The 13999-nt window shown below is 67.1% G+C and carries 12 protein-coding genes; 4 read left to right on the forward strand and 8 right to left on the reverse strand.

What is annotated here, in order from left to right; genetic code table 11:
* Positions 1-6: 6 nt before the first annotated feature.
* From ACYQ7X_RS11005 to ACYQ7X_RS11040, 8 genes are all read right to left on the reverse strand, one after another.
* Positions 7-933: an ABC transporter permease gene (locus ACYQ7X_RS11005; RefSeq protein WP_459697068.1), complete on the reverse strand. Its 927-nt coding sequence runs from the start codon at positions 931-933 to the stop codon at positions 7-9.
* Positions 930-2036 carry an ABC transporter permease gene (locus ACYQ7X_RS11010; RefSeq protein ID WP_459697069.1) on the reverse strand — a complete coding sequence of 369 codons (1107 nt, stop codon included), beginning with the start codon at positions 2034-2036 and terminating at the stop codon, positions 930-932. The genes ACYQ7X_RS11005 and ACYQ7X_RS11010 overlap by 4 nt, the downstream gene beginning before the upstream one ends.
* A 3-nt stretch (positions 2037-2039) precedes the next feature.
* Positions 2040-3602: an ABC transporter ATP-binding protein gene (locus tag ACYQ7X_RS11015; protein ID WP_459697070.1), complete on the reverse strand. Its 1563-nt coding sequence runs from the start codon at positions 3600-3602 to the stop codon at positions 2040-2042.
* Positions 3603-3604: 2 nt separating this feature from the next.
* Positions 3605-4702 (reverse strand): BMP family ABC transporter substrate-binding protein, encoded by a 1098-nt coding sequence (locus tag ACYQ7X_RS11020; RefSeq protein ID WP_459697071.1) that lies wholly within the window; start codon positions 4700-4702, stop codon positions 3605-3607.
* A gap of 71 nt (positions 4703-4773) precedes the next feature.
* Positions 4774-5757, reverse strand: a complete 984-nt coding sequence (locus tag ACYQ7X_RS11025) for an isopenicillin N synthase family dioxygenase (RefSeq protein ID WP_459697072.1) — start codon at positions 5755-5757, stop codon at positions 4774-4776.
* A gap of 112 nt (positions 5758-5869) precedes the next feature.
* A complete protein-coding gene (locus ACYQ7X_RS11030) occupies positions 5870-7228 on the reverse strand; it encodes an amidohydrolase family protein (RefSeq protein WP_459697073.1) in 1359 nt (452 codons plus the stop codon).
* A gap of 30 nt (positions 7229-7258) precedes the next feature.
* Positions 7259-8137, reverse strand: coding sequence for a diguanylate cyclase domain-containing protein (locus tag ACYQ7X_RS11035; RefSeq protein WP_459697074.1), 879 nt, complete (start codon positions 8135-8137; stop codon positions 7259-7261).
* Between the two features lie 149 nt (positions 8138-8286).
* Positions 8287-9330 carry an FUSC family protein gene (locus tag ACYQ7X_RS11040; RefSeq protein WP_459697075.1) on the reverse strand — a complete coding sequence of 348 codons (1044 nt, stop codon included), beginning with the start codon at positions 9328-9330 and terminating at the stop codon, positions 8287-8289.
* A gap of 250 nt (positions 9331-9580) precedes the next feature.
* On the opposite strand from ACYQ7X_RS11040, the gene ahpC reads away from it, so the two are divergent.
* The 4 genes from ahpC to ACYQ7X_RS11060 all read left to right on the forward strand — a co-directional run bounded on the left by ahpC (position 9581) and on the right by ACYQ7X_RS11060 (position 13992).
* A complete protein-coding gene (gene ahpC / locus ACYQ7X_RS11045; protein WP_459697076.1) occupies positions 9581-10144 on the forward strand; it encodes an alkyl hydroperoxide reductase subunit C in 564 nt (187 codons plus the stop codon).
* Between the two features lie 83 nt (positions 10145-10227).
* A complete protein-coding gene (gene ahpF / locus ACYQ7X_RS11050; protein WP_459697077.1) occupies positions 10228-11814 on the forward strand; it encodes an alkyl hydroperoxide reductase subunit F in 1587 nt (528 codons plus the stop codon).
* 67 nt (positions 11815-11881) lie between these two features.
* Complete coding sequence (gene oxyR / locus ACYQ7X_RS11055; protein ID WP_459697078.1) at positions 11882-12793, forward strand: DNA-binding transcriptional regulator OxyR; 912 nt, start codon at positions 11882-11884, stop codon at positions 12791-12793.
* A gap of 239 nt (positions 12794-13032) precedes the next feature.
* The gene (locus tag ACYQ7X_RS11060) at positions 13033-13992 is read left to right on the forward strand and encodes a hypothetical protein (RefSeq protein WP_459697079.1); all 960 of its coding nucleotides are present in this window, start codon (positions 13033-13035) and stop codon (positions 13990-13992) included.
* Positions 13993-13999: the final 7 nt, after the last annotated feature.

The raw sequence follows: 13999 nt of genomic DNA on the forward strand, positions 1-13999 counted from the left end.
CCGCTCCTACCGCCTCTCCTCCCGCAGGAAGGGCCGCGCGAGATCCTCCGGCTGGGCGCTGAGGCGGCGACGGCCGAGGCCGGAGGCCGCGAGCACGGCGATCGTGGCGAGATAGGGCAGCATCTGGATGAGGTAGATCGGCACGCGAAAGCCGCCCGAGAGGATCAGCGGAATGAGCGCCTGCACCGCGCCGAAGAGCACGGCGGCGCCGATCGCCCGCACGCTGTTCCAGCGCGCGAAGGTGACGAGAGCGACCGCGATCCAGCCCCGCCCGCTCACCATCCCGGAGACCCAGACCTGGCTGCCGACGAGGCTGAGATGCGCGCCGGCAAGGCCGAGCATGATGCCGCCCACGAGCACGGCGCCGATGCGCATGCCCATCACATGGACGCCCGCCGCATCCGCCGCCGGCGCATTCTCCCCCGCCGCCCGCAGGCGCAGGCCAAGCTCGGTGCGCTCCAGCACCCACCACACCACAAAGGGCAGGATGAAGGCGGCGTAGGTCAGCGGATCCTGGTCGATCACCCGGGCGAGCGGGCGCGGCAGGCCCGCGAAGAGGCTCGGGAAGATCGGGCCGAGCGCCGTGATCGGCTGGTTCGCGAAACTATCGCCGATGACGCCGGAAAGCCCGACGCCGAAGGCGAAGATGACGAGGCCGGAGAGCACCTGCTCCAACCGCAGCACGACGGCGAGCAGCGCGAAGAGCAGCGTCATGCAGAGGGCCGCGAGGCAGGCGAGGAGGATGGCAAGCGGCAGGTTCCCGCCCGAGAGCATGGCGATGACGGCCGAGACCGCGCCCATCGACATGATGCCCTCGGCGCCGAGGTTCATCACCCCGGCACGCTCGTTGATGATGAGGCCGGTGGTGGCGAGCAGATAGGGCGCGGCGAAAACCGGGATGGCGCCGATCCAATCCCCCCAGAACCCGTTCATGCCGCACCTTCTTCGGCCGAGGCACGCGCCACGGGCAGGCGCCGCAGCAGCGAAATCCGGTAGCGCACGAACACATCGAACGCCGCGACCGTCATCAGCAGAAAGGCTTCCATGGTGACGACGACGGTATTGGGCAACTGGTAGAAGGCCTTGAGCGAATCGCCGGCGGTATAGAGGCCGGCGACAGCGATCGCCGCGACGAAGACGCCGAGCGGATTGGCGCGGCCGAGATAGGCGATGGCGATCGAGGGGAAGATATAGTCATTGCCGACGAACTGGGTGAGGCGATGCTCCTCCCCCGCGGTCAGGGAAAAGCCGGCAAGCCCGGCGATGGCGCCGGCAAGGCAGGCGGTGAGCAGCGTGATCCGGCCGACCGGAATGCCGAGCGCGCGGGAGGCGGTGCGATTTTCCGCCACCGCCTTGGCGAGCAGGCCGAAGCGGCTGAACCGCGTGAGCCACCAGCAGAAGAGCGTGACGAAGAGCGCGATGAAGACGCCGTAATGCAGGTGCCAGCCTGGGAAGGTCGGCAGCCGCTCATAGGGCGCGAAGAGCGGCGACATGGGGAAGGAATCGGAGGGGTTCCGCCAGGGCCCGTAGAGCAGATCCTGCGCGAAGAGATAGGCGACGTAGTTGAGCAGCAGCGTGGTGATCACCTCATCCGCGCGCAGCTTGAGCTTCATCACCGCGGCAAGCCCCGCCCAGAGCGCGCCGCCGGCAAGCGCCGCGAGGATCATCAGGGGCATCGCCAGGAACCAGGGGCCGACATGGTAGAAGGTCACCGCCGTCGCGCCGATCGCCCCCATCCAGAGCTGGCCCTCGACGCCGATATTCCAGAAACGGATGCGCAGGCAGAGAGCGACCGCCATGGCGACCAGCACGAGCGAGATCGCGCGCGTCAGCGTCTGGTCCAGCCCTGCCTTGTTGCCGAAGACGTAGAGGATGAATTCGTTGCCGAGATCGTTCAGCGGCACGCCGAAGGCGAGGAGGAAGATCGCGCAGCAGAACAGGCCGAAGAGAATGCCGCCGAGGAGGGTCGCGGCGGTCAGCCAGCGCGGCGTCGCGAGGCGGGGCGCGAGAACCAGGCGATAGGGCAGCAGGGGCAAGTGTCAGGCACCTTCCAGGATCATGCGCCCCAATTCGGCGCGGTCGGTCTCGTCGATCGGCATCGCGGCCGAGAGGCGGCCGTGAGAGAGCACGGCGACCTGGCTCGCGAGCGCCAGCACCTCGTCCAGATCTTCCGAGATCATCAGCACCCCCGCCCCCCGCGCGGCGGCTTCCAGCAGGCGGTTCTGCACCGCCGCCGCCGCCCGCACATCGAGACCGCGCGCCGGGGAATGGACGATCAGCACCGAGAAGGCCCCTTCGAATTCGCGGGCGAGGATGAGCTTCTGCGCATTGCCGCCGGAGAGCAGCCGAGCCTGGGTATCGGCCATGCCGCCGGCGATTTCGTAGTCCCGGATCGAGCGCTCGGCCCGCCCGCGCATCCAGCCGCGGGTAATCCATAGGCTGCGTTCGGGCCGCCGCGCGGCGAGCGGCGGCACCGCGAGGTTTTCGGCGAGCGTCAGGCTGCCGAACAGGCCGAGATGGAACCGGTCCGCCGGCACGAAGCGAAGCCCCGCTTCCCGCCGCGCGGCCGGGCTCGGCGGGGCGCTTTCGCCATGCATGATGATATCGCCCGCCACCGGCTCGCGCAGGCCGATGATCGCCTCCAGCAGTTCGGACTGGCCATTGCCGCCCAAGCCCGCGATGCCGAGGATCTCGCCGCCGCGCAGCTTGAGGCTGACCTTGCGCAGCGGCACGTCATGCTCGGCCGCCGGTGTCGAGACATCCTTGAGTTCGAGGACGATCTCCTGCCCTGTGGAGGCAAGGCCGCGCCGCACCACCGCCGTCTCGCCGCCGACCATGGCGCGGGCGAGTTCGGCTGAGGACAGGCCGCGCGCCGCAGCCCCCGCGAGCACCGTCCGCCCGCCGCGCATGACGGTGACCCGATCGGCCGTCGCGCTCACATCGCGCAGCTTATGGGTGATGAGGATGACCGCCCGCCCGTCATCGGCCAGCCGGCGCGCGAGCCGCAGCATGTTCTCGGCCTCGCTCTCGGCCAGCACCGCGGTCGGCTCGTCCATGATGAGGATGCGCGCGCCGCCGAGCAGTACCTTGAGGATCTCGACCTTCTGCTGTTCCGAGACCGAGAGCTGATCGACCCGCGCATCCGCGTGCAAGGGGAAGCCGAGATCCTGCGCCATCGCCGAGACGGCGGCGAGCGCCTGATCACGCGTGCGCCAGCCGCAGCGCCGGCCGCAGGCGAGGCGGAGGTTTTCCAAGACCGAGAGCGGCCCGACGAGCTTGAAATGCTGGTGGATCATGCCGATGCCGGCATCGGAGGCGGCCCGCGGCTCGGTGAAGGCAGCGGCTTGCCCGGCCACCTCCACCACCCCGGCATCCGCGCCGTAGAAGCCGGCGAGGATGTTCATGAGGCTCGACTTGCCGGCCCCGTTCTCGCCGAGGAGCGCATGGACCTCGCCCCAGGAGACGGCGAGATCCGCCCCATCGAGGGCGATGCGCTCGCCGAAGGCCTTGCGCACGCCCTGCATGCGAACCGCGGGCGCGGCGCCGCCGGCGGGGGCAAGCCCCAAGGCTGCGGCATTCTCGGCGATGGAGCTGGGAGCCATGCTTACTTGAACGAGCCCTGAACGTTATCCACCAGATAGTTCATAGAGAAAAGCTGATCGACCGTCATGATCTTGCCGGCGGGAACCTTGACCGTTCCATCCTGCGCCTTGATCGGGCCGGTGAAGGGATCGAAGGTGCCGGCGACCATCTGGGCCTGCATCGCATCGATCTTCTTCTGCACCTCCGCTGTCACGTGATGCACCGGCTCGGTGATCGCCAGCATGCCGGACTTCATGCCGTAGAGGCTGGTGCCCTGGCTCGTCCAGGTGCCGGCCTTGAGCGCCTTGATCATCGGCACGAGCATCTTGTCCCAGTGAAAGATCACCGAGGTCATGATCGTCTTGGGCGCGGCGGCCGACATGTCGTTCTCGTAGCCGATCGAATACTTGCCGGCCTTTTCCGCCTGCACGATGGCGGCGGGGCTATCCATGTCGGTCGCGATCACATCCGCGCCCTGCTCCAGCATCGCGTTGGCGAGTTGGCCTTCCTTCACCGGATCGTCCCAGGAGTTGACGAAGGCGACCTTGGCGACGGTGCCGGGGTTGGCAGCGCGGGCGCCGAGCGCATAGGCGTTGATGTCCCACAGCACGGTCGGGATCGGGAAGCCCTCGATCATGCCGATGACCTTGGATTTCGTGACCGAGCCGGCGGCGTATCCGGCGAGATACCAGCCCTGATAGGTCTTGGGATAAGGGCTTTCGAGATTGGGTGCCGTCGTCACCCCCGCCATATTGACGAAGGCGACGTTCGGATGCGCCTTGGCCTCGGCCTTGAAGGCATCGCCATAGCCATAGGTGCCGCCGATGATGACGTTGTAGCCGCGGTTGATGAAAAGCTCGACCGCCTGCTCCACCTTCTCCGTCTGCTCGGGGATATTCTCCACATAGGGAATGTGCTGGTGGAATTCCTTTTGCAGCACGAGGCGGGCGCGGTTCTGCGCGCCCGTCCAGCCGCCGTCGCTGATGGCGCCGAGGTAGATGAAGGCGATCTTGGGCGGGCCGCTGAGCTTCACCGGCTGCGCTTGCGCCTGCGCTTGCTGGGCGAGACCGAGGGCGCCGAGAAGGCCGAGAGCCGAGGCGAGAAGGGATAGGCGTTTCACGAAAGTCCTCCTACGGATTGGGCTGCACATCGAACAAACCGGCGCCACGCGGGCCGCCGGGCTGCGCCGCTTCAGGCTTGGGCCGGTGGGGCCTCTTCCTGGCGATAGGCATAGGTCGCATCCAGCCGGCTCTGCACGTAAACCCCGGCGCGGACCGGCGGATATTTCGCCGGGCGACTGGCCGAGACGGTGCCGGGCAAGGCTTCGATCATCGTATCGACATTGGAGCCGATGAAGCAGGGAATCGAATGCCGCGCGCGGCCGGAGGTATTCATCGCGCGGTGCAGGGTGGAGGCGAAGAGATCGTTCGTCCAGCGCGCCATCTGGTCACCGATATTGATGACGAAGGTGCCGCGGATCGGCGGCGCGTCGATCCATTCGCCCTGGCTGTTGCGCACCTGCAAGGCGGGCACGCTTTCCTGGGCGAGGATGGTGAAGCATTCGTAATCGGAATGCGCGCCGATGCCGATCTGGCGCGGGTCGATCGGGCCGTCCTGGCTCGGATAGGAGAGCAGCCGCATGATCGCGGTCGGCTTGCCGGCGAGCGGCTTGAAATAGTCCTCGGGCAGATCGAGGGCGAGCGCAAAGGCGCCGAAAAGCCGCTGCCCGAGATCGAGCATGGCGGCGTAGTAGGCTTCCACCTGGCTGCGAAAGCCCGGCAGGGCGGCGGGCCATTGGTTGGGGCCGAAGTGGTTCGGATGGGCCGCACGGTCGGCGTCGCCCTCCGGCAGTTCATGCGCCATGTCGAAGGCCTCGTGCAGATCGCCCTTTGCCGTCGGGTCGGTATTCTCTTCGAGGAGCGGGGTATAGCCGCTGTTATTGCCGGAATGGCGGACATGGAGCGCCATCTTCTGCTCAAGCGGCAGGCCGAAGAAGCGCGGGGCCTGGGCGAAGGTCGCGTCGATCAGGTCCTGGGGAACGCCGTGGTTCTTGATGTAGAAGAACCCCACCTCGGTGCAGGCGGCGCGAAGGCTCGCCGCCATCTGCCGCTTCGCATCGGCATCGGCGCCAAGCATGGGCGCGAAATCGATGATCGGAATTTGCTGAAACGCCACGCTTCCTCCTCCTCAGGCGGCCTGAGCCCCGGACAGACCCAAGCCAATGCCAAGCAAATGCGATGCCACAGGCGCGGCGACCGCACGCAGCCCTGCCTGCTTTTGATCACACTCACCGGCCTTTGACGAGGCGGCCGCCCACCCAGACCGCGGCCACGTCCCCGCGCCCGGCGCCCATGACGATCCGTTCCACGATGCGGGCGCCCGTCTCCCCCGGCTGGAAGCAGAGATTGCCGTCGGCCAAGCCGGATTGCAGCAGAACCGCATCGAGGGCGAAGCCAGGGCGGAAGAGGCCGATCGGCAGATCGAGCGCCTCGCCCCCGCCGCGCGTGGCGAGATGAAAGGCGACGGCGGCATCGATTCGCGCATCGCGCCTGCCCCGCGCGGCGGCAGGCAGCGCCGGGTCCGTCCCGCTTTCGAGCATGCGGGAGGCGACGACCGCCATCCGCGCCTGATCGAAGAGCGAGGCGCTCGGCCCGCCGGCGATATCACTGCCGAGGCCGATATGCAGCCCCTGCCCCAGACGCTCCCGCAGGGGAAAGACGGCGCCCGCGAAGAAGGCGTTGGAGAGCGGGCAATGCGCGATGCCGGACCCGCGGGCGAGCAGCCGCGGCACGTCCGCATCCTCCAGGAAATTGGCATGCGCGAGCACCGAACGCCGGCCGAGGAGGCGGTGATGGTCGAGCACCGCCGCATCCGTCATCCCTGAGCGGGCCAACACATGCCCATGCTCCCAATCGCTTTCGGAACAATGCGTCTGCACATGGCAGCCGGTCTCCGCCGCCAGCGCGCCAAGCCCCGCGAGCAGCGGATCGGTGCAGGCCGGAACGAAGCGCGGCGTAATCACGGGCAGTACCCGCCCTGCCTCGTTCCCAGGCATGTGCCGGATGAAATCGATCAGGGCGCGCGTCTCGTCGATCGCCTCTGTGGCGGAGGCATCGCGGTAGTTCTCGGGGCAGAGGTCCGGGTGGTCCATGGCGACGCGGCCGACCAGCGCGCGCTGCCCGGCGCCCAGGCAGATCTCGGCGAGGCGTTTCGTCGCCGCCAGATGACGGGTGGCGAAATAGAGCGCGGTCGTCGTGCCATGCGCGAGGAGCGTCGCCACAAGCTCCTCATAGACGGCGGTGGCGAAGTCGAGCTCTGCGTAGCGCGCTTCGAGCGGGAAGGTGTAGCGCGTGAGCCAGTCTTCCAACGGCACGTCGAGCGCGGTCCCCATTTGCGGGAATTGCGGCGCGTGGACATGGAGATCGACCAGGCCCGGGATGAGGATCTGATCGGGCGCGAGCGTCACCAGCACTCCCTCTTCGTGCAGGCGCGCAAGCTCCGCATCATCCGCATCGACGCCGGTGCGGATGGAGCGGATCTGGCCGGAAGGATCGGCTGAAATCAGCGCGCGCTCCAGCACCTCCACCGCGCCCGGCGCAGGCGCATGGATCGCCCGCCCAGCGATCGCCACAGCCGTCCCCGCCATCTCCTGCCTCCCCTGCGATGGGCCGGGAGATTATTCAATATGGACGGCGTTGCGGCCAGCCTGTTTCACCCGGTAGAGCGCGGCATCCGCCCTGCGGAAGAGATTCGCCGGAGCGCTTGCGGCTTCAAGCGCGACCCCGATCGAGACGGTGACGGGGATCAGCCGCCCATCCCAAAAGATCGGGGTCGAGAGCGCGGCATGCGCCTGTACGAAATGCTGCGCAACCACGGCGCGCTCCTGCCGTCCGTGCCAGAGAATGGCGAACTCGTCCCCACCATAGCGAGCGATGAGCACCGGGCTGCCGAAGGCATGGCGCAGCCGGCCGGCGGTCACGCGCAGGCATTCATCTCCCGCTTCATGCCCATAGACATCGTTGATCTGCTTGAATCTGTCGAGATCGAGCATGCCGAAGGCCGCCACCCGCTGCGTCCGGCCGCGGGAGACATCGTGCCAGGCAGCTTCGAAGACGGCCCGGTTGGGCAGCCCGGTCAAGGCATCGACATCGGCCCGCTGGCGCAGCTCGGCGAGCGCTGCATGTTCCCGCGTGATGTCTTGCTTGGTGCCAAAAATCTTGACCGCGACGCCCTCGCGCATCAGCACGCCTGCGGTCAGCCGCATCCAGCGCGGGGCGCCGCTCTCTGTCCAGATGCGCGCCTCCATGCTGAACCCCGTGCCCTCTCGAATGGCATGGGCACGGAGCGTCTCCATACGCTCGCGGCAAACGTCGTGATAGTGGGCCAGGATCGCCTCCCGCGTGAAGGCTTGGCCGCGGGGCAGGCCGAAAATATCGTAGACGCCGTCGGTCCAGCGCAGCCGGCGCCGCCGCAGATCGAATTCCCATGCACCGACGGCGGAGGAGCCGCTCGCCTCTGGCCCGTCGAAGATCTGCTTACGGAGACGGCTCGACATGGGCGGACAGGTTAGCATGATCGCGACAATGAGCGGCACGGCATAAGAACAATGCCATGAGTTGGCGCATCTTTAGACCATGCATCTTGTTCTCCTCGTCGATATTCAACCGCCCCGTGGTTCTGTCGCCTACAGATCCGCGCTGCCAGCTATGCAGAGGGAAGACGCCAGGCGGCGCGAACCTCCTGCCAGGCCCAGCTTCCCTTGGGCGCCAAGAGCAGCACGGCGAGGAGCGCGATGACAACACCGATCGCGATGCTTTCGATCCGGGCGAGGCCGCTTGCCACCGCATCGCCGCCGAGCTGCAGGGCGGCGAGCACGGCCAGCGCGCTCCGCACACCAACCCCGAAGAGATAGGTTTCGAAGGCCACCATGAGGAGAACGAGCAGGGCTGTGACGCTATCGAGCAGCCAAGGCTCATGCGCGAGGCCGAGGAGGAGCGCGAAGCCGATGGCACAGCCGACCGCGCCACCCGCCACGCGGCGCCCGCATTTGATGAGGCTTTCCTGCGCGCCGGATTGCACCACGGTGATCGCCGACCAGATCGCCCAATTGGCGTGCCCGCGATCGCAGGCGAAGGCGATCGCGGCCGCCGCCCCTGCCGCGAGAGCGGTGCAGAAGGCTTGGCGCGGCACGCTCATGCTCGCAGGCACTGCCTTCTTGGCGCGCGCCCCGGGCCCGGCCGCGGTCTTCGCTTTTCTGCCGCGCCAGGGCCAGAGCCCGAAACAGACGAAAACGGCCCAGCAGGCGCCAGCGATAACCACCAGCAGCTCCATGAGCGAGGGGGCGATGCCGGCCACATCCAGCTCCGTCCCCTCATAGAGCAGGAAGATGAGCAGGTAGGTGCTCAGCCGCACCGGCAGGCGGGTGACGCGGCGGATCAGAACATAGCCGATTGCCAGCAGCATGATCGCCGGCACGCAGAGAAGCGGCCGCGCCGCCACGAATTGCGCGCCTGGCAGCAGCAGCGCGCCCGCGAGCCCCATGGCGAGCATTTGCCATGGGCGCAGACCCTGATCGGCGTAGGGCACCGAGAAGCAGAGAGCCGCGAAGGCGAGGATGGTGCCGCGCACATCCTGCCCTGCCGCCCACCAGACGAGGCCCGGCAGGACCGCAAGCCCCGTGCGCGCGGCCTTGTGCAGCCAGGGCCAGCCTGCCGCCCGCGCGGCCCAATATCGCATCAGCTCCGCCATGCCCGCATCCTGCACCGGCAGGGTGCGCCCGAGAACCCCGATTGCGCGGCGCCTCAGCCTGGTATGCGGCCGCGCGCCGATCGCCCCGCCGCTCGGCAAATCCCGGCCGGCGCAAGGCTGATAGGCAATCCCTATCCAATTCCTCAGATTTATCTATTTGGACTATATGCTGCGTTGCAGTATGTTGCTCCGCAGCAGAGGTGGCGCCGGTTCAGGGCCGCTCCGCATCAGACCGACGAGAGGAGTTTCCATGTCGCTCATCAACAGCAAGATCAAGCCGTTCCGCGCCCAGGGCTACAAGCAGGGCAAGTTCATCGAGGTCTCCGAGCAGGACGTCCTCGGCAGCTGGGCGGTCTTCTTCTTCTACCCGGCGGATTTCACCTTCGTCTGCCCGACCGAGCTCGGCGATGTCGCGGATCATTATGAAGAGCTGCGCCGCATGGATGTCGAGGTCTATTCGGTCTCGACCGACACGCATTTCGTCCACAAGGCCTGGCATGACGCGTCGGAAACGATCGGCAAGATCCAGTACACCATGCTGGGCGACCCTTCCGGCACCATCACCAACAATTTCGGCGTGATGCGCGAAGGCCAGGGCCTGGCCGACCGGGCGACCTTCATCGTCGATCCCGAGGGCGTCATCCAGGCGATGGAAATCACCGCCGAGGGCATCGGCCGCAACGCCGGCGAACTGCTCCGCCGCATCAAGGCCGCGCAGTATGTCGCTGCCCATCCGGGCGAAGTTTGCCCCGCCAAGTGGGAAGAGGGTGAGAAGACGCTCGCCCCCTCGCTCGATCTCGTCGGCAAGATCTGACGCGCCTTTCCGCCGCCCGCCTCACATCGGGGCAGGCGGCACGCCCCTCGCCTTCTCCACCCCGACCGCCGGAGTATCGTCGCGTGCTGGACGCCAATCTGAAATCGCAGCTCAAGACCTATCTGGAGCGGGTTGTCCGCCCGATCGAGATCACCGCAGCCATCGATGACAGTCCGAAATCCCGCGAGATGATGGAACTGCTCGGCACGCTGGCCGCGCTTTCCCCCCACATCTCGGTCACCGAAGCGCGGGATGAGGGCCTTCGCGCGCCCTCTTTCGCCCTGAACACGCCGGGCCAGGCGATCAGCCTGCGCTTTGCCGGCATCCCGATGGGGCATGAGTTCACCTCGCTCGTCCTCGCGCTTCTGCAAGTCGGCGGCCATCCACCCAAGCTAGAGCAGGCGGTGATCGACCAGGTGCGCGCGCTGGAGGGGGATTTCCACTTCGAAACCTTCTTCTCCCTCTCCTGCCAGAACTGCCCGGATGTGGTGCAGGCGCTGAACCTCATGGCCGTGCTCAACCCGCGCATCCGCCACACGGCGATCGATGGCGCGCTGTTCCAGGCCGAGGTCGAGGCGCGGCAGGTGATGTCCGTCCCCTCCATCTTCCTCAACGGTGCGCCCTTCGGCCAGGGCCGCATGGGTGTCGAAGAGATCCTCGCCAAGCTCGATACGGGGGCAGCCGCGCGGGATGCGGCCAAACTTGCCGAGGAAGCGCCCTTCGATCTGCTCGTCGTCGGCGGCGGGCCTGCGGGCGCGACGGCAGCCCTCTATGCCGCGCGCAAGGGCATCCGCACCGGCGTGGTGGCGGAACGCTTCGGCGGCCAGGTGCTCGACACCATGGGGATCGAGAATTTCATCTCCGTCCCGCATACCGAAGGCCCGAAATTCGCCGCCGCCCTCGAAGCGCATGTGCGCTCCAACGGTGTGCGCATCATCAACGCGCAGAAGGCGGTGGAGCTGAACCGCGAGGGCGATCACCTCGCCGTGCATCTCGAAAGCGGCGCTGCCTTGCGCGCCCGCAGCGTCATCCTCTCGACGGGCGCGCGCTGGCGCAATATGGGCGTGCCGGGCGAGGATGCCTATCGCAACAAGGGGGTCGCTTACTGCCCGCATTGCGACGGCCCGCTGTTCAAGGGCAAGCGCGTCGCGGTGATCGGCGGCGGCAATTCCGGCGTGGAAGCGGCGATCGACCTTGCCGGCATCGCGAGCCATGTGACGCTGCTGGAATTCGACACCAAGCTCCGCGCGGACGCGGTGCTCCAGACGAAGCTGCACAGCCTGCCGAACGTCACCGTGCTGGTCTCGGCCCGGACGACGGAAGTGCTCGGTGATGGCCAGAAGGTGCGTGGCCTCGCCTATGAAGATCGCGTCTCGGGCGAGATCCGCGCCATCGATCTCGAAGGCATCTTCGTCCAGATCGGCCTGCTGCCGAACACCGAATGGCTGCGCGGCACGCTCGACCTCTCGCCGAGGGGCGAAATCATCGTCGATCACCACGGGCAGACGTCGCTGCCCGGCGTCTTCGCCGCCGGCGACGCGACGACGGTGCCTTACAAGCAGATCGTTATCGCTGCCGGCGAAGGGGCGAAGGCCTCGCTCTCCGCCTTCGACTATCTCATCCGCAGTTCGGTCGCGGATGGCCAGGTGGCTGAGGCCAAAGCCGCCTGACCGCCTTGCAGCCCACGACGAAACGCCGTGCCGCGCTGGGCCGCGCGGTACGGCATGGCCCTCTTCGATGAACCTGCGCGATCTGCAATATCTCGTCGCGCTGGCGGAGCATCGCAGCTTCCGCCGCGCGGCGGAGGCCTGCTTCGTCAGCCAGCCAACCCTCTCCACCCAGATCCGCAAGCTGGAGGAGGAACTCGGCGTGGAGTTGATAGAGCGCTCCCCGCGCAAGCTCCTGCTCACCCCGGCGGGGCAAGATGCCGCGCGCCGGGCGCGGACGATCCTCGCCGAAGTCGCCGCCATCCGGGAATCGGCCCGCCGCCTCAGCGCGCCGGAGGTGGGTGCGGTGCGGCTCGGCGTCTTCCCGACCCTCGGCCCCTATCTGCTGCCCCATCTCATCCCGCAGATGCGGGCGCGCTTCCCCAAGCTTGACCTCTTCCTGACGGAGGACAAGACGGACGCCCTGCTGACCCGCCTGCGCGAAGGCAAGCTCGACGCCGCGATCCTCGCCCTGCCGGTGAACGAGCCGCAGATGCAGGAAGAACAGCTCTTCGATGAGCCTTTCCTGCTCGCCGTGCCGGCGGGCCACCCGCTTGCCCGCCGCCGCCACCTCGCACTCGCCGATCTTGCGGAACAGCAACTCCTGCTGCTGGAAGACGGTCACTGCCTGCGAGACCAGGCGCTCGCCGTCTGCCAGCTTTCCGGCTCACGCGAGACGGCAGAATTCCGCGCGACCAGCCTGGAGACGTTGCGCCAGATGGTGATGGCCGGCAACGGCATCACCCTCATGCCCAAGCTTGCGGTGCAGGGGCTGATGGCGCAACCCGCGCAGATGCGCCTCATCCCCTTCGAGGCACCCTGCCCGAGCCGGCGGATCGGCCTCGTCTGGCGGCGAAGCTCCCCGCTCGGCCCGCTGCTGCTCGGCCTCGCTGGCCTCTGCCGGGATCTGGTGCCGGGCTTGCTCGATCCTCCTCGCGCATAGAGGCGCACCTGGCCGGATGGCATCATTCGGCCAGGCAGAGATGCTCGCACAAGCAAGAAGCGAGATTCGCCATCGCCGATGGCTTGCTTTCTCCGCGGGATTGGCCAAGAAAGACAGTCGAAACGCTGGCGAAAATTTTGCTGTTATTCAACAAGCTTTAATATTGCGGCAGCGAGCCTGTTGCCGATGGCCTGCTATCCCCTGCGGCTTCACGCCTCGTCATCACACGGAGAGATCGGGTGATCATCGCGACTGCCTCCTCGGCGGAATTCTTTCACTTCTTGCAAGGAATGATCCTCTCGGTGCGTGACAAGCCGCAGGGTCGGTCGGTCGCGCTCGGCTGTCTCGATCTCGGACTGACCGGCGAGCAGAAGGCCTGGCTTGCTGGCCTCGGGGTCGAGGTCGTGGTGCCGCAATGGGAATTCGGGCTGAGCGAGGCGGCCGGGCTTCCGCTGCCCTTCAAGGCCATCCTGGCCCGCCCGCATCTGCCCAAATACTTCCCCGGGCATGACATTTACATGCATATGGATGCGGATGCCTGGGTTCAGGACTGGTCCGCAGTCGAGCTTTACGCCCAGGGCGCCGCGCGTGGCCTCATCGCCATCACGCCGGAGATCGACCGCTCCTTCATCTCCAACTACGGCACCAGCCAGTCCTACCGCGCCTTCATCATCAAGGTCTTCAGCGAATTGTTCGGCGAGGACGTCGCCGCCACCTATCGGGACTATCCGATCCTCAACACCGGCGTCTTCGCCATGCCGGCGGCCTCGCCACTCTGGGAGCGATGGGCCGCGCGCATCGCCCAGGGGCTCGCGCATGGTCGGAATTTCCATGTCGAGCAGGCATCGCTCAATTACGAGCTGTTTGCGAATTTCGAGACATATCGCGCCGACGGCCTCGAATTTCTGCCGGCCCGCTGCAACTGGGTCTGCCACCAGGCGCTGCCGAAATTCGATGCCGAACACGGCCTGCTGGTGGAGCCCTTCCTGCCGCACATGCCGCTCGGTATCGTCCATCGCGCGAGCGACGACTTCAAACAGAAGAAAAGCGGGCAGATCGCGCGCCTCGATGGCGGCTTCGTCGAAATGACCCTGAAATATCGCGAAGGCGTCTATCCCGCGGACATGGCCTCCGACGAGCCGGAGCGTCTCAGCCGCTGGCAGGATGCCGGCTTCGAATGGACCGAAAAAGACCTCTGAAAGGGGC

This window comes from Acidisoma sp. C75, from assembly GCF_054665095.1.

Bases quoted from the DNA above. Each gene is read 5' to 3' on its own strand.
- ACYQ7X_RS11040 (WP_459697075.1), bottom strand. From the start codon at position 9,330: ATGGCGGAGCTGATGCGATATTGGGCCGCGCGGGCGGCAGGCTGGCCC.
- ACYQ7X_RS11035 (WP_459697074.1), bottom strand. From the start codon at position 8,137: ATGTCGAGCCGTCTCCGTAAGCAGATCTTCGACGGGCCAGAGGCGAGC.
- ahpC (WP_459697076.1), top strand. From the start codon at position 9,581: ATGTCGCTCATCAACAGCAAGATCAAGCCGTTCCGCGCCCAGGGCTAC.
- ACYQ7X_RS11030 (WP_459697073.1), bottom strand. From the start codon at position 7,228: ATGGCGGGGACGGCTGTGGCGATCGCTGGGCGGGCGATCCATGCGCCT.
- ACYQ7X_RS11015 (WP_459697070.1), bottom strand. From the start codon at position 3,602: ATGGCTCCCAGCTCCATCGCCGAGAATGCCGCAGCCTTGGGGCTTGCC.
- ACYQ7X_RS11005 (WP_459697068.1), bottom strand. From the start codon at position 933: ATGAACGGGTTCTGGGGGGATTGGATCGGCGCCATCCCGGTTTTCGCC.
- oxyR (WP_459697078.1), top strand. From the start codon at position 11,882: ATGAACCTGCGCGATCTGCAATATCTCGTCGCGCTGGCGGAGCATCGC.